The organism is Burkholderia sp. NFPP32 (assembly GCF_900119325.1).
In the GTDB taxonomy this organism is placed as follows: Bacteria; Pseudomonadota; Gammaproteobacteria; order Burkholderiales; family Burkholderiaceae; genus Burkholderia; species Burkholderia pyrrocinia_C.
In genome coordinates this window covers 1-15950 of the sequence record NZ_FPJP01000027.1, presented here as the reverse complement: position 1 = coordinate 15950, position 15950 = coordinate 1, and the positions used below count along the sequence as shown (strand labels likewise).

Annotated in this window: 14 protein-coding genes and 1 pseudogene; 13 read left to right on the top strand and 2 right to left on the bottom strand. The window is 68.5% G+C overall.

Translation table 11 applies throughout. The features are described 5' to 3' along the window. Window positions 1-14: 14 nt before the first annotated feature. The 13 genes from BT264_RS31925 to BT264_RS31860 all read left to right on the top strand — a co-directional run bounded on the left by BT264_RS31925 (window position 15) and on the right by BT264_RS31860 (window position 15384). Window positions 15-1148, top strand: coding sequence for a hypothetical protein (locus BT264_RS31925; RefSeq protein WP_218173362.1), 1134 nt, complete (start codon window positions 15-17; stop codon window positions 1146-1148). Continuing rightward, on the top strand, window positions 1145-1408 hold the full coding sequence (locus BT264_RS31920; RefSeq protein WP_072443952.1) for a hypothetical protein: 264 nt from the start codon (window positions 1145-1147) through the stop codon (window positions 1406-1408). The genes BT264_RS31925 and BT264_RS31920 overlap by 4 nt, the downstream gene beginning before the upstream one ends. Beyond that, window positions 1405-2226: a hypothetical protein gene (locus BT264_RS31915; RefSeq protein ID WP_072443950.1), complete on the top strand. Its 822-nt coding sequence runs from the start codon at window positions 1405-1407 to the stop codon at window positions 2224-2226. Before BT264_RS31920 ends, BT264_RS31915 begins: the two co-directional genes overlap by 4 nt. Continuing rightward, on the top strand, window positions 2223-3692 hold the full coding sequence (locus tag BT264_RS31910; protein ID WP_072443948.1) for a S8 family peptidase: 1470 nt from the start codon (window positions 2223-2225) through the stop codon (window positions 3690-3692). Before BT264_RS31915 ends, BT264_RS31910 begins: the two co-directional genes overlap by 4 nt. A 58-nt stretch (window positions 3693-3750) precedes the next feature. Then, complete coding sequence (locus BT264_RS31905; protein ID WP_072443946.1) at window positions 3751-5556, top strand: hypothetical protein; 1806 nt, start codon at window positions 3751-3753, stop codon at window positions 5554-5556. A gap of 50 nt (window positions 5557-5606) precedes the next feature. Then, complete coding sequence (locus BT264_RS31900) at window positions 5607-6659, top strand: hypothetical protein (protein ID WP_072443944.1); 1053 nt, start codon at window positions 5607-5609, stop codon at window positions 6657-6659. Between the two features lie 39 nt (window positions 6660-6698). Next, a complete protein-coding gene (locus tag BT264_RS31895) occupies window positions 6699-8081 on the top strand; it encodes a hypothetical protein (RefSeq protein ID WP_083534278.1) in 1383 nt (460 codons plus the stop codon). Window positions 8082-8084: 3 nt separating this feature from the next. Next, entirely contained in the window at window positions 8085-9386 is a 1302-nt protein-coding gene (locus BT264_RS31890; RefSeq protein WP_143155788.1) for a hypothetical protein, read from the top strand. 3 nt (window positions 9387-9389) lie between these two features. Continuing rightward, window positions 9390-10385, top strand: a complete 996-nt coding sequence (locus tag BT264_RS31885) for a hypothetical protein (protein WP_072443942.1) — start codon at window positions 9390-9392, stop codon at window positions 10383-10385. Between the two features lie 134 nt (window positions 10386-10519). Then, window positions 10520-11965: a hypothetical protein gene (locus BT264_RS31880; RefSeq protein ID WP_072443940.1), complete on the top strand. Its 1446-nt coding sequence runs from the start codon at window positions 10520-10522 to the stop codon at window positions 11963-11965. A gap of 366 nt (window positions 11966-12331) precedes the next feature. After that, window positions 12332-13699 (top strand): tyrosine-type recombinase/integrase, encoded by a 1368-nt coding sequence (locus tag BT264_RS31875; RefSeq protein WP_177318430.1) that lies wholly within the window; start codon window positions 12332-12334, stop codon window positions 13697-13699. A 480-nt stretch (window positions 13700-14179) separates the two neighbouring features. Beyond that, window positions 14180-14458 carry an HU family DNA-binding protein gene (locus BT264_RS31870; RefSeq protein WP_072443936.1) on the top strand — a complete coding sequence of 93 codons (279 nt, stop codon included), beginning with the start codon at window positions 14180-14182 and terminating at the stop codon, window positions 14456-14458. Window positions 14459-14955: 497 nt separating this feature from the next. Then, on the top strand, window positions 14956-15384 hold the full coding sequence (locus BT264_RS31860) for a hypothetical protein (RefSeq protein ID WP_072443934.1): 429 nt from the start codon (window positions 14956-14958) through the stop codon (window positions 15382-15384). 21 nt (window positions 15385-15405) lie between these two features. Here the strand turns inward: BT264_RS31860 and BT264_RS31855 are convergent, their stop codons facing one another. Together BT264_RS31855 and BT264_RS31850 are read right to left on the bottom strand one after the other, a co-directional pair. Continuing rightward, window positions 15406-15705 carry a hypothetical protein gene (locus BT264_RS31855; protein ID WP_072443932.1) on the bottom strand — a complete coding sequence of 100 codons (300 nt, stop codon included), beginning with the start codon at window positions 15703-15705 and terminating at the stop codon, window positions 15406-15408. Window positions 15706-15718: 13 nt separating this feature from the next. Next, window positions 15719-15950: pseudogene (locus tag BT264_RS31850) on the bottom strand (IS630 family transposase); the annotation flags it as partial.

Below are 15950 nucleotides of genomic sequence, written 5' to 3'. Positions count from 1 at the left end.
GAGGGACACGCGCGATGGCCCGCCACATTCCCCCTCCGCCGCCACGCGGCGCGGCAACGCCCGCGATGGCGCTCGCTCGCGACGCGTTCGGCCGCGAGATCGTCGACGGCTCCGGATCGAGCGACCCGGGCAGGCAGGACGGCGCGTTGCCGCAAGCGACGCCGGCAGGCGGCCCGGGCGTGTCGGCGCCCCCCAAGGAGAAGGCGACCGACGCCATCGGCCGGCGTGCGGCGGCACTGGCCGACGCGATCGATTTTCCGACCTTTGTCGCGAGCCTCGTGCATGGCACGTACGACGCGATCGTCGACAGCTCGATCAAGCAGGTCGAGAGTTTCGCCGATCTGGTCGGCGCGGTGGCCAAGCCGCTTGACCAGTTCGCGCAGGAGAACGTGACCGACGGACAGGCGCGCGCGTGGCTGGTCGAGCAGTATCCGCACGACGTGACGCTGGTGCAGGACGGCGGCGAATACCGTCTCGCGCCGGTGGTCCGGCCCGGCGACGACGACGCGGCGCCCGCGCCCGCGTGGCTCGCCGATTTCGGCGCCGCCGACGGCGCGTTCGACGCCCAGACGCTCGAATCGGTGGTGCTGCCCCGCGCCCGCGAGCGCGTCGCGCAACATCGGCTGTCGACGTTGTCGACGATGGTGCTGCTGGGCATGCAGCGTGTCGTGGTCAAGGACGGGACGATCGCCGCCAGCCTCAATTTCCAGGCCAAGGCGCGCGATCGGGCCGCCGTGCAGTATGCGACGTCGAACGACCCGTCGTCGGGACAGACGACCTGGGGCGGACGGGGGACGTCGGGCGACGTCGTCACCACGGTCTCGACCGTTGCGGTCAACGCGCAAACCGATACCGATCTCAAGGCGACGCTGACCGGAAAGGTGAGCATCAATTTCGCGTCGGAAACACTGCCGCTCGACCGTTTCGTCGACGAGGCGTCGCGCAATCTGCTGGAGCGGCACAGCCGGCCCGCCGCGCGGATCGCGCCGCCGGCGCCGACGGCCGCGCCGGTCGCCCAGCCTGCCGCGCCGGTTGCGGCGCCCGCGCCCGCGGCGACGCCTGCGCCGGTCGCCGGGCCGGCGGCGGCCGCACCCGCCGCGCCCGCTGCTCCGGCTGCGCCCGCATCCACTCGAGGAGAACCGGCATGATTTCGCAGCGGCCGCTGGGCGAGACGCTGGGCGCGTTTGCCGACGTTGCCGAACTGCTGACCGCGGGTGCGGCGCAGGGGCTGCAGGTGCGCTCGCTGGCCATGGAGCTGCCGCTCGACCTGCGCGTCGCGCGCGGTGCCGGCGGCATCGAGCTGGTCGGCGACCTGCCGCAGTTCCTGACCCGCACGGCCTTCGATCCGGAGCCGGCGCGGCTCGTGATCGTCCTTGAAGCCGTGCCGGCTGGCGGAGCGGGGCAATGAACAGCAACGCCAGCCTGCGCCTCGAGGATTTCATCCAGGCCGTGCAGAGCCAGCTCGACAACGCGCAGGCGGCGATGGCGATCAAGGCGCGCAACCTCAACCTGCCGCTGACCTTCGCGATCAAGGACGTCAACCTCGATTTGCGCGCCCATGTCGAATTCGTCGAAAGCGAGGTCTGGATTCGCCCCGCCGGCCCGGGCGACAGCGACAGCAGCACCTTCCATCTCGTCTTCACGACCATCACGCGGCCGGCGATCGAGGAGAACGCGATCGCGCTGTCCGAGGACAGCAAGGACCAGCCGCTGGACGCGCTGGGCGACGAACTCTCGGCCGAGGACCGCAAGCGGCTGGAATGGGCCGGCGTGCGCACGGTCAGGCAATTCCGGCAGGCCGAGCAGCGCGACATGGTGCATGCGATCGGCCGCGTCACCAACCTGTCCGTGGACCGGCTGCGCCGGGCGCTCGATCGGGCGTCCGCGCCGAGCGTCGAGCGGGTCGAGCCCGTGGCGCCCGCCACCGATGCGCTGCCCGATGCGTCGCCGCTGCTGCGCGTGGTCGGGCGCAATCTCGTCAATGGCGGGCACGCGCCGCTGGTGCGGATCGGCAATCGCCCGGTCGCCGTGCTGCAATCGGCGGACGACGAGCTGCTGCTCGCGCCCGGTCACGACCAGTGGGCCGGCGAACTCGCCGTGTCGCCGACGAGCCGGCATGCCGCCGCCGTGGCGTTCGACCTGAGCGCTTTCGCGCCGCCGCCGGCGCCCGCCGCGAGGCCGATGACCCTGGCCGCCGTTCCCGGTCAGGAGGAGACGCGGCCATGACGATCCATGCACTCGGCACGCCGTGGGCGTCGCCCGGCGAGCGGCAGTTCAGCCTGCCGACCAGCCTGCTCCTGAAGCTGGCGCTCGGCGAAGCGCCCGAGCATGTGCCGTCGATCCGCGACGTGACGCGCGGCGCGCTGGCCGCCGCGCAATGCATCGACGGCGGCCCGGTCGACCGCATCGTGGTCGCGTTCGCCGGCCGCTTCCTCGCGGTGCGCCCGTTCAGCGCGCTGGCCGGGCGCTGGGTGCCCGGCCAGGCGCACCACGGTTACGACGCGGTCGAACAGACGACGGGCATGGCTCGCACGCTGCTGCTGCGCGTGCCGGCCGGCACGCCGATCGGCGCGCTGTGCGACTCGCTCGCGCAGCTCGCGAGCGTGGAGAGCGTGACGCCCAACTACGTGGCGATGGTGCCGATGGACGCGCCCGGCCGGCTGGCGCCCGTGCCGCCGGCCGCGCGGTTCGCGCAGGATGCCCGCGCGCTGGTGCGCATGGCCGACGCGCATGCGATCGAGCGGGGCGACAGCGGCGTCACGGTCGGCCTCATCGACAGCGGCATCGCCCGCCGGCATCCCGAATTCGCCCACGCGTTCCGCGCGGGCGCCGACACGGTGCGGCTGGAGCCCGGCGATCTGTCGCCGGGCGTGCAGCTGCTGAGCGGCCACGGCCATCGCGGCGATTTTCCCGAGGACCGCTTCGTCGGCCACGGCATGGGCTGCGCGGGCATCATCGCCGCCGAGGGCGTCGCGATGCCGCGCGGACTCGGCGGCGATTGCCGCATCCTGCCGATGCGCGCGCTGGCGGCCGCCCGCCTGCCGGGCAAGGCGCACGCGGTCGGGCTCGGCGCGATCGCCGACCTCGACCGCGCGCTCAAGCTGGCGGTCGACCTCGGCGCCAAGGTCATCAACATGAGTTTCGGCACCGACGATGCGACGATCGCCGCCAACCGCCCGAAACCGCATGCCGACACGATTGCGTATGCCGCCGCGCGCGGCTGCATCCTCGTTGCCGCGAGCGGCAACGACGGCTGCGTCACCCGCTACTGGCCCGCCGCCTACCCGCAGGTGATCGCGGTCGGTGCGGTGGGCGACGACGGACGGCCCACCCCGTTCTCGACGCGCGGCCCGCACGTCGCGCTGTGCGCACCGGGCGAACGGGTGCTGACGACCGCGATCGAGGCCTATCAGCTTGCAACCGGCACCAGCTTCGCCGCGCCGTTCGTCGCGGGCGCCGCGGCGCTGCTCGTCGCGTATGCGCAGCGCCGCGCCTATCCGCTCGACGGCGCGACGGTGCGCGATCTGCTCGTCGCCACCGCCCGCCCGTTCGCGCCCGGCGCGGCCGACGGCTGCGGCGCCGGCATTCTCGATGCGGCGGCGGCGCTGCAGGCGCTGTCCGGCCGCATCGATGCGTACGAAGCGGCGGACGACGGTTGCGCGGGCAAGGAAGGCAGTGCCGACGACGGCTGACTTGTGCACCGGATCCCGTTCATTCCCTCGAACCGACCGGATTTCAAGGAGAAGTTAAATGTTTCATGTCAATGATCAAGTCCGCTTCCTCGACTTCGTCGACCTCGAGACCCGGGCACGCGACGGGCTGGTCGATATCGTCAACCGGCTCGAGTCGCTGAAGCGGCCCCCGGTCGCTGCCGAGCGCGAGCAGCTCGCGCTGTGCAAGGCCATTCTCGACGTCGTCTACCGCAGCAAGACGTCGTCCGGCGACGTGGCAGAGGTCTGCGACCCGCTGTTCGTCGCCACCCGCGCACTGCTCGCCAGCAAGTCGCTGGTCAACCCGCCGCTGCTTACCGAGGACGAAGGCCAGCTGATCTTCGGCGCGGACGGCGCGAGTGGGGCGAGTGGGGCGAGTGGCGCGAACGGTGCGGACCCCGAGCCCGCGGCGATCACGCTGGTCGCGCTGGTGCTGGGCATCCTCGTGGTGGACGGAGCCACGCCGCCGCCCGTGAAGGTCGCGGATGGCAGGACCGTGCCGGACGACGACAGCGGGCTGATGAACGCCTTTACCCGCCAGTTCTTCGCGGCGGTGGGCGAAGCCAATTCGTATGGGGCGCTCGCGCAGCGGGTGCTGGCGCTGCTGTGCATCGAGGGCGATCCCGACGGCCGCGGCGGCGAGAAGCCTGGCGTGGTCGCCACCGAATTCGCGCGGGTGATGCGCGGCCTGCAGGCCCGCAAGATCCAGGCCGACGAGCCGCAGTTGCGCCGCCGCATCAACGAGGAGCTGAACACCGTCCAGAACATCGGCAGCCAGGACGCGATCGCCGATCTCGGCATCGACCTGCCGAACCTCGAGGATCTGGAGGATGCGAACATCGTCGCCGACAACGTGCGCGTGATGGGCCCGATGATCGTCGCCGCGATGTTCGACGAACTCAAGGTGTTCCAGGTCGTCGACCGCATCGTCGAGCAGTTCCAGCACGGCACGCTGCCGATCGGCCCGGGCAATGCCGGCAAGCTGCTCTATCGCTACTGGCGCGAAACGCCGAACCGCATCTCCGAGCAGGAGCGCAAGAACTTCGCGGCGATCACGCTCGGCGTCCCGGGCGGCGATCCGAATACCGCGGGCAACCGCGAATTCAACGATCTGTGGATCCGCTTCGTGTCGTCGGTGTCGTCGTTCGTGCGCCAGACCGAGGTCGACGCGTTGCTGCGCGCGAGCGTGCCGAACCCGATCAACCACCAGCAGGTGCGCAAGGCTGCCCGGGATCTCGCCGGCAACCTTTCGCTGCATGGCTACGGCATGGCGCATTACGCCGCGCGCGAGATCCAGTCGCAGGTCAAGTTCATGATCGACCTGCTGCAGGACCCCGAGATCCGCGGCTGCTACGGTGCCAAGGACATGTGGCAGGTGATCGACCAGGTCGCGACCTACGATCTGGGCGGCGCGCGCACCAGCTCGCGCTATCGCACGCTGGCGACCTGCGGCACGATCATCACCGCGTGGCTGGCCAACAACGTCGACCGCGTCAACAAGGCGACCGGCCCGCTGCTCAGCATCGACCAGATCGCCAATCCCGACGTCTCGTCGAACCACAAGTCGACCGTCGATCCCACCGACTACGACCTGGTCAACGCGTGCGAGCTGTGGCTGGCCGATACCGCGACCACCGATACGCAGATCGAGCAGTTCTCGCAGCCGCGCGAGGCGCCGCAGATGACGTCGAAGCCGGTGCCGATCCCGGCGATGGCGCGCGAGATGCTGGACGGCGTCGGCGATATCGGCGCCGGCATCGGCCTCGGCACGGGCGTGCCGGTGACGGCGGGCTACGGTGTCGGCACGCACAACGGCGCGAGCTACTACTCGAACCGCCCGCACTGAACCGGCGTTGCGTGCGCTGCGCCATCCCCGAACCCTGCCGGAGCCGAGCCATGCCCCTGACCTCAATCCGCGAGCCGGTCGTCGCCCGGGTCGAACGCCGCCTGAAGAGCGCCGCGCGAAGCCTCGGCACCGCCGATCCTTTCGCGCCGTCGCGCGACCTGTTCCTGCGCACGTTCGGCGACGGCGCCGACGATCTGCGGTTCCGCGACAACGCGCTGATGCCGATGGCGGTGCCGTTCGAACCCAGCTTCTCGGAAAGCCAGCCGGGCAAGCTGCGTTTCACGATCGAGCCGCTGCCGCCGGAGGCGTCCGCGATCGACCGGCGCGACGCGTCGACGCGCGAAATGCGCAAGCTGATCCGCGACTTCATCGGCCGCGAAGCGCTGCACTGGTTCGACCAGGCGAGCGAGCCGTTCCGGGGCTTCGCCCGACCGGGCGGCAACCTCGACTACGGCGCGTTCTTCGGCTCCAGCTACGACCGCAACGGGCTCTACGCGTCCAAGGTGTACTACGAGCTGCCCGGCGACGCCGGCACGATCGAGAACCTGCCGCGCGACCTGGCCGGCATCGTCCAGGCCGCGCTGCGGATGGTGCCCGGGCTCAAGCCGCTCTTCACCACGATGGCGGCGCAGCGCGACCTCGGCGGCCAGCGGCTCACGTTCGCGTGCACCCGGGCGCTGCGGCTCGCCGATCTGCAGCCGGTCATGGACGCGCTCGGCATCGGCCATCGCCTGCCCGGCATCATGCAGCTCCTGGGGCTGGTGCTCGGCGGGCGGTTCGACCTGCCGCCGCACGGCGCGCTGCTCGCGTTCGGGCTGGGACCGGACGGGCCGGATTTCGAGCTCTACGTGCTGCTCTCGGCGATCCCCGACGTGCCGCCCGCATTCCTCAGCCTGCTGACGATGGGGCTCGCCGAGCGTCCGCGCGGGCTGCAGGCGCTGGAGCAATGGATGGGCGCGTTTACGCCGGAGGACGCGCATTGGCCGGGCCGCTTCTCGATCATCAGCCTGCGCACGGACGCGGCTTGCCCGGCGCGGGTGAGCCTCTACCTGCGCCCCATCGAGTTCGAGTTGCCTGTGGACGCGTTCGCCCAGGCCAGCTGAATCCGAATCGCTTCGTCACGCGTTTCCCGCGAGGTCGCCATGTTCCCGCAAGCTGCCCGTCCCACGCCGATCGCGCCGCCCCCGCGCGCCGCCGCGGCCGTCCCGCGCCACACGCCGCCGGTGCCGGCCGACGCAGTGCGCCACGGCGTCGCGCAGATGCTGACCCGATCGCAGGCCTTCAACGCGATGCCCGACGCCGATCGCCGCGACATCGCCCGCAACACCGCGCTGATCGCCGATTACCTGGCGCGGCCCGAGGGGTTCGCCGGCCACGAGATTCCGGGCGGTCTGGGCATCGCCACTGCGCGCGCGCTCGACGACAATACGGATCATTCGGCGCAAGAGAAGAATTTCGACGACCACAACCAGGCAGTCGAGGCCATCGGCAAGTCCAAATTCACCGCGTCGGCCGCGCACGAAGGCGCCGCGGTGGCGGGCGAGCTGCTCAACCAGGTCAAGTTTCCGACCTTCGTCGCCAGCCTGATCAGCGGCGTGTTCCAGTCGATCACCCACAGCTCGATCGAGCAGATGAAGGCGTATCAGGAAATGATCGCGCAGGTGGCGAAATCGCTCGGCCAGTTCGCCGACGAGCACGTGACCGAGAACCAGGCGCGCGATCACATGGTCGGCCAGTTTCCCGACCTGTTCGAGATCGGCATGGACGACAGCGGCGATACGCCGAGCCCGCGCGTGCAGGTGCGCGACGGGGTCGACCCCGACGAAGCGTCGAAGACCGTGCGCGCCCGCCTGCAGATGGGCGACGGCGACACCTTCGACCTGTCGGACGAGGCGTCGGAACTGGCCATCGTCAACCGCTTCAAGATGCAGCTCGCCAAGCAGCGCCAGCAGATGCTGGCCTCGATCGTGCTGATGGGCATCAACCGCATTGTCGTCACCGACGGCAAGATTTCCGCGAAGATCATCTACGACGTGCGCGCGCAGGACACGCTCTCCAAGCAGCGTAGCGCCACCGCGGTCGACCTGGCCCGCGACAAGGACGGCAACGTCCAGACGACCCATGCCGGCAAGGGCACCTACGACCGCGGCGGCAAGTACGACTCCAGCAACGACAAGGACAACGGCCGCCAGTACAGCGCCGACTACTACGCGAAGGGCGACTACGAATACGAGAACAAGCCGATCATCACCGCGTCGACCGCCGCGTCCGAAACCAGCAACGCGGCGATGCAGACCAAGATCCAGCTGTCCGGCGCGGTCGACGTCAATTTCAAGAGCGACTACCTGCCGCTCGACAAGATGGCGACGCCGCAGATGATCGCCACCATCACCGGCAACGCGACGCCGGCCGATCCCAACGTGCTGCCCAGCCCGAAAACGCCGCCGGCCGGAGCCGCACCCGCACCCGCTGCGGCTCCGGCCGCCGCACCGGCCGCCGCGCCCGCTCCGGCCAGGGGAAACTGAGCCATGGGCCTGTCCGCTCCCCCCGACGCGCTTCACCCGGTGCGGCCGCCCACGAGCGCCGCCGCGTTCGACGCGACGCGGCCCGAGGTGCGCCGCCTGCTGACCGCGATTCCGTCGTTCCTCGACCTGCCCGACGACGAGCGCCGCCGCATCGCCGCCGATACGGTGCGGGTGCTCGCGTACCTGGCCGATCCCAACGGCGTGCATGCCGAGATCGCCGAGCGCGAGGCGAACGGCGAACTGCCGCCTACCGGCCTCGCGCGCCCCGTCGCGGCACCGCGTCCGGTGCCGGCCGCCGCCGCGCTGGCCGACGATCCCGTCACCGCGACCAAGCGCCAGCTGTCGCAGGATCCCGGCTTCGCCGGCAAGGACTTCCAGGCCGGCGCGGTCAAGCAGGGCGTCGAGCAGTTCGGCCAGATGGTGCAGAAGGTCGATTTCCCGAAATTCGTCGGCGGCCTCATCAAGAACGTGTTCCAGGCGATCGTCGAAAGCTCGATCGAGCAGATGCGCGCGTATGGCGAGCTGATCGCCAATGTCGCCAAGACCACCGCCCAGTTCATGAGCGACAACATCAGCGAGGGGGCCGGCCGCGACTATCTCGCCGATTCGTTCCCGGACGTGCTGTCGGTGCAGGCGCAGGACGGCGCCGACGCGTTCGACGCCGACAGCGCCGGCGCGGCGGCCGCCGCGGCCCCGTCGCGGCTGGTGGCGCAGGGCGACAACGCGCCGCAGCGGCTCGCCGAGATCAGCCGCAACTACAACCTCGATCCGCCCGTGACCGACCTGTCCGACGACAAGTCCGAGCTGCGCCTCGTCACCGCGGCGCGCCTGCAGATGGCGAAGCAGCGCCAGCAGCTGCTGTCGTCGATGGTCATGCTCGGCATCAATCGCATCGTCGTCACCGACGGGTCGATCAACGCCAAGGTGGTGTTCGACATGCGCGCCAGCGACACCGCGAAGCGCACCTATACCGCGTCGATGCACGACCGCGAGAGCCAGAAATACAAGGAATCGCTCAGCGCCCACTACGGCAGCTGGTACACGCCTTATTCGGCCGACGCCGCGTTCGAGGGGCAGCAGGAACACGTGGCCACCGTCGGGTCGGCGCTCGACGACACCAGCGAATCCAGGGCCGAGGTGAAAGCGAAGCTCTCGGGCGAGGTCCGCGTCAACTTCAAGAGCGACTACCTGCCGCTCGACAAGATGGCGACGCCCGAGATGATGTCGGTGATCCAGGGCAACTCGACGCCGTACAACCCCAACAAGCCGGCCCCCGCCGCCGGCTTGCCGGCCGGGCAGCACTGAATCATGGCGCGCATGCTCATCGCCCCGCTGGCGGATGCCGGGCTCGCGGTCGCCATCCGGTCGGGGGAGCGGCTCGTCGAGCGCGCGACCGCGCACGGCCTGGCCTTCGCGCTCGACGAACTCGGCGACATCGCGATCCCCGATCCCGTCGCCGCGCGCGTCGACAAGGCGCAGCTGCGGGCGCTCGCGTCGCTCTATCTGGCGGCCGATCTCGAGCCCGCGGGCGTGATCCCCGCGGTCGAGGCGCTCGCCGGCTTGTCCGCGAGCGGCGCCGTCGGCGTCGATCTCGGCGGCGCGGGGCCGCTGGTCGCCAACTGGTGGCGCCACCGCGCCGAGAAGCTGGCGGCCGGCGAACGCGCGGCGTTCTATTCGCGGTTGTTCGGCACCGCGTACGGCCCGGCGGCGGCGGATGCCGAGTGCAACGTCCAGTTCGAGGAGTGCATGCTCGCGCTTTGCGAGGCGCTCTACAAGCTCGACGAGACGCCGGGTGCCGACCCGCGTGGAGATCTCGGGCACCAGGCGCGGGTCCGCAACGCCGCCCGCTCGCTCGCGCAAAACCTCGGCGCCGCGTGTACCGGCGTGACCGCGTTCATGGCCGGCGAGATCGTCGGCATGCTCAGGGACGCGTTCGCGATCCTCGGCCATGCCGACATGCGTCAAGGCTTCGGTGCGCACGACATCTGGGGCGTGGTCGCCGGCATCGGCCGGCTCTCGCGCCAGCCGCCGCGCCAGCCCGCCGCCCATGTCCGGCGCGGCAAGGCCGGGATGACCGTGATCGCGTGGCTGGCGGACGTCGCGGATGCCCTGGGCGGCGCGTCGCCGCTGGTGACCACCGACAATCCGGTGATCGCCGCCGCCGCCGAATGGATCGAGGCAACGCTCGGCCTCGGCGAGAAACCCGACGGCCAGGCGCCTGCCGCGCCGGACGCCGGCCGCGGCGTGCCGCCGGCTTTGGGGCCGGCCGCGCCGGAGAACCCGTGGGCGGCACTCGGACGCTGACATGAAACCTCGTCGCTCAGGCCGTCGCGATACGGACGGCACAACCGGGATACCGAGGGCGGTGGACGCGCCGTCGCCACCCCGGCCGCGCGCTACGCGTCGCGGGACGCGCGACGCGCGGCGGAGCCGTTGAGATGGCGGCGGCCGCGCGCCCTGCGCGTTCGCCGGTGCTGCGGCCCGACGTTCGCCACCGTGTCCGCGAACTGCTGTCCGCGCAGCAGGGCTTCGGCGCCCTCGATCCGGCCACGCGCCGCGATCTCGCGTCCGGACTGGTTCGGATCGGCTCGATCGCGCTTGACCACGACGCGCTCGCGGCGCGTCCCGGCGCGGCGCTGGCCGTCGCGCAGAACGCCGGCTCGGACTATTCGGGCACCGCCATCGACCGGATGGCCGGCACCACCCGGGCGGTGCTCAACGCGGTGTCGTTCCCGCGCTTCGTGACCGAGCTGATCACGGGTGTTTTCAAGGCGATGAACGATTCGAACCAGCAGCAGCTGACCGCGTTCGTCGACCTGATCCGCAACGTCGCGCAGACCACCGAAGGCTTCGCGGACAGCAACGTCGGCATCGCCGGTGCGCGGCAGTGGCTGGCCGAGCATTTCCCCGCCGCCTACCAGGTCACCGGCGACGACGAGGCCGCGGACGATGCCGACGAATTGGCGGGTCTGCCGCCGGACGAGCGCCGCCAGCGCCAGCAGGAGCTGCAGGCCGAGCGCGATGCCGCGACCCGGCTGACGTTGCGCCCGGGCGCGTCCCCGCCGGCCGAAGCGGCGCTGCGCAGCGCACTGGGAATGGGGCCGGGCGACGCGGTCCCGGCTTCCGATCCCGAGCGCCTGGTGCCGCTCGCGCAGCAGGTGCTGGCCCGCAACCGCCAGCAGTTGCTCGCGACGATGGTGCAGATGGGTCTGCAGCGCATCGTCATCGAGAGCGGGCGGCTCAACGCCGCGATGAATTTCCATATCGATGCGAGCAGCGCCGCCGCCAACGACCGCGGCTCGCAATTCGACACGCGCAACACGGTGGGCGTGAGCGGGGGCGCACGCTTCGGGCCCTGGGGCGCGGAGGCCAATGTGCAGAGCACGATCGGCTACGTGTCGACCGACCGGACCCAGACGACCGAGAGTTCGCACGCCGACGTCAACCTGAGCAGCGGCGTCGAACTGGTGTTTCGGACGGACTACGTGCCGTTGAACCGGCTGGCGGGCGTGGGCGACGTCGAGCGCATCCGCGTCAACACGATCAATCCGGATGCCGAAGCGGCGCGCCTGTCCTCCGATCGCGCCGCTCTGCGCAGCGCCGAACAGGCCGACTTGGCAGCTCGCCGGACCTCGCTCGACGGCGGGCTGCGCCCGCCGCCCGGCGCCGCGCCTGCGGCTTCGGGTTCCGTCGCGTCAGGTTCGGCAGCGGGAGCCGGCGCCGGCCAAGCGTCCTCGTCGCAGCCGGCTGCGACGCATACGCCTGCTCCGCCGCCGCCTTCCGGGCCTGGCGCCGCAGCGTCCCCGTCGCCCGCGCAATCCGCTGCGGCAGCACCTCGATCGCCTGCCGGCGCAACGGCAGCGGGACACCGCGCAGCGTCCTGAGCGCGTGCACCGGCGGCCGTTCCCGAAGCGTCCGCTTTTTAGGGTTCATTTAGCGTTCGTACCCGGATGACGGAAACTGCATTTCAGGCGCTGGAGCGAAAAGCCTTGCGGCTATTGGCTCACCGCGCATGCGTCGTTCAAAGTTAAATGATTTGTGATTATTTTCCGGGTGATCCGGCCAAGTCCGCTGAAATCCGTCCAGGCCCCGTCTGACAAGGGTTTGCGGGGAATTGGCGGTCCACCAACTTCCGCTGAAATCCTGCACGAGCCACGACTTTTTAGTGTCTTTTTAGTGTTCGCGGTGTGGGGTAGGCTCTGCTTAGGATGCACGGGCCGATCGAGTGGCGATATCAATGGAGGGCGATCATGGGCGCATTGACGGTCAGGCAAATCGAAGCCGCGAGGGCGACCGGGAAGCGGTATTTCCTGTCGGATGGGCGTGGATTGTTCCTGCGTGTCGGCCCGACGGGCGGGAAAACCTGGTTCGTTCGCGTCAGCATCAATGGCAAGCAACGTGACAAGCCGCTCGGCAAGGCATGGGGGCGCACGACGGCCGACGCGCAGTTGTCGCTGGAGGATGCCCGAGCAGCAGCGGTGAAGATTCGTTCACAGGCACGCGATGGCGTGGACTATCTCGATGCGAAGAAGCGTGAACGTCAGGCCACGGCGGAAATAGCGGCGATGGCCGAACTCACGTTTGGTGATTTATTCGATGCGTGGTTCGCGACCATCAACAAGAAGCGCGGCAAGAAAGGCCGAAAGGATGGCGGCAAGTTGCTCAGAGGTGCGATGGAAAAACATGTGCTTCCGACTCTCCGTGCGCAAAGAGTCGCGGGTGTGTTTGCGTCGAACGTTCTGCCGCTGCTTACCGCGATCTCCGACGTGGGACATAACCGACAAGCGGTCGAGATGCTGGGAACCATCCAGCAAATGATTCGATGGGGCGAACGCAATCAGCCGTGGAAGCGCTTGCTGAGCGATTGCGATGTGCTCGCACTTACGAAAGAGGATGTCGTTTCAGGCGATTACGATCCGGTACGTGGCAACGAACGCGATCGGACACTTACGGACGACGAAATCTGCACACTCGGTGAACTTATTCCGGCCGCGCGGCTTCCTCGTTCTATTGTGTCAGCGGTATGGGTGATGCTAGGTTGCGGAACGCGCGTCGGCGAAACGCTCATGACGCGATGGGCCGATCTCGACTTCAAGGAACGGACGTGGACGATTCCAAAGGAACACACGAAGTCGAACGCGGAGATTACGATTCATCTGTCCGATTTCGTTCTCGCGCAGTTCGCGGCGCAGCAGGTCGAGCGCGCTCGAGTGCCCGAAGGTGACGCACGTCGCGAATACGTGTTTCCGTCGCAAAAGGGCAAGCTAGCGCACGTCAGCATCCATACGGCGTGCAAGGCGATCCGTGACCGGCAACGCCCAAAGGATTCGCCGACCGAAGGTCGAACAAGAGCAACTGATGCGCTTACTCTCGCAGGTGGTCAATGGAAATGTCATGACCTGCGCCGGACGTGCGCAACGATGATGCAGTCGCTTGGCATTCCGGAGAGCATCGTGCATCGATGCCTGAATCACGCGCGCAACGATCCGCTTGATCGCATCTATCTGCAATTCGACTATGACGTGCAAATGCGCGACGCGTGGCGGCGATGGGGCGAACGTCTGTCGGTATTGCTCGGCATGGATATGGGTAACGTGCGCTTCTTGTCCGCGTCGTAACCCGCGTTCGCAAAACGATAACGGTCCGTGCGGGGACGTTGCGACGCTGTTCGGCCAACGCCGTATGCGGACCGTACGTCTGATGGTGTGGCCGAAAGCGGATAGGTACCCGGCAAATTCACATGATTATGCCGAAGCCGTTGGCAACGGCTCCTCCGTAGTGGTCTTCGAGTGGAAGATGTAACCTGATAATGAAAAATGCGAGTTATCATGGCTAATCTATTATGGGGTCCGATCGTTTGGGGCGGTTTTTCCCGCGTTGCGACCGCGCTAACGGTGCGGGCGGCGGAGGCGCGCGCGGTGTCGGTAAAATGAAAGGTGCCGTGCGTGAACAGCTCGCGAAGCGGCAGGCGTCTCCTGGATTCGGCATGTGCTGGGTGAGCGGCGCCCGATGGCACGCTCGTTTTGAAGTCCGAGGGTTTGCTTGTCCGCCGTGGTATGCGGTAGGGTGCGACTTTGACATGGTGAGCGGGAGGGTTCATGACCAAGCAGGAACTCATCGACGCCGTTGCTGCGGGTGCCGGTGTCAGCAAGAGCGACGCGGGTAAGGCGGTGCAGGCGGTGCTGGAGGTCATCACGGACGCGGTGAGCCGCGACGTGGCGGTGCAGCTCATTGGCTTCGGCACGTTCTCGCAGGGGCGGCGCGCAGCGCGGACCGGTCGCAATCCGACGACCGGCGCGGAGATCGCTATCGCTGCGGCGAACACGGTGAAGTTCACGGCCGGCAAGTCCTTTAAGGACGCGGTGAACGCGTCGTGACGCAGGGCGAGTTCGGGCCGGCCGCCCACGCCGGCCTGCATCGCGAGATTGTCGAGGTGGTCGCCTCCACTCGTGCGGCGTCGGCCCGCAGCGCGAACGCGCTAATGACAGCGACTGGAGGATTGGGCGGCGGATCGTGGTGTTCTCGAGCACGGCGGCGTCGAAAGGGTGGGCTACGGCGAGACCGTGATCCGGCGCTTGGGCGCAGACTTGTCACAGTGGTACGGCCGTGGCTTTGGGTGACGCAACCTCGCGCGGATGCGCGCCTTTTATCTGATCTGGCAGATCGACTGGATTGTGCAGACGCCGTCTGTACAATCAACGTCTGGACTCACGTTCGCGAGAGAACTGGAGCGTACCAGGATCCAACAGGAACGACGCGACCGCAGTATGAGTTCGTGTGCGGGGCACGGACATTCGCCGACGAGTGACGTCGGCGATGCGACTGAACGGACCGTACGGTCACTTCCGATTTACCCTGGACTGTCGATAGAGCAATGCGAAAACACTCTACCTTGCGCCGTTGGCCGCTGACGAAGGCGCAATTGCTACCACTGCCTACGAATCAGGTCCGTCGCCTTTCGCTCAAGTACCATCTCGCACTTGCGGCGCTATGTGGTGGATGTGGTGACGTCGAGTCGATCGCCACGCTATCCAGTACGCTCGCGCTCGCGTTCCACTTGCGTGCCCATGGCGAGGCCGAACCGTATCGCTGCGCGGATACCGCGCTCACGCAGTGCATTGCTCGGGCGGAGCGAGGTGGCCCGTGGACCTTGACGGACGCCGAGCGGGCTGCACTCGAAGCGTTGCTTCTTGTCCATGATGAGCAACTTGCTGCAGTGCCAGTCCATCGCTACCTTGAAGCGCTGGAACAGGTGCAGCGTGTCAGCACGCCGGACTTTGGCTTGCCGGTCGAATCGGACTAGTACGACATCCCGCAAATAGGTTTAATAATTGTCGGGCTGCAGGTACGGGTGCAGCAGCGTGAAGACCACCCCAGCCATCTCGTCGAGCGTACCGGTGCCTGGCAGGGGTTCCCAACGTCCACTCTGGCTGCGAAAGGCGGCGCCGTAACGATTGCGGGCGAGTTCGGTGAGGCGCGCCACCACGATTGGCTCCTCGTCGTCCAGACGTTTGATCAGCAGGTGACGCCCGTAGGCTTGCGTAACGATCTGCTCATGGCCGAGCAGACTGCGCAGTCGCCGCTGCAGTTCAGCGGCGTAGTGTTTGGCGGGTAAAGCTGGCATGTCGGTCCCTCAATTACGATGCGCCGCCTTGTAGTGGATAGCCTCGGAAGCTCCATTTGAAGGGGCGCGCGGCCTGATTGTGCTCGCTGACGAACCGCTCGGTGCGCTCGCGCAGATGCGCGGTGCTGGTATAGCTGGCATGGCGCAGCACCCGGCGCGTGTAGCGGGCAAACCAGAGTTCGATCTGATTGACCCAACTCGCGTGCAACGGCGTGAAGTGGAAGCGAAACCGCTGGCCGTGCCGC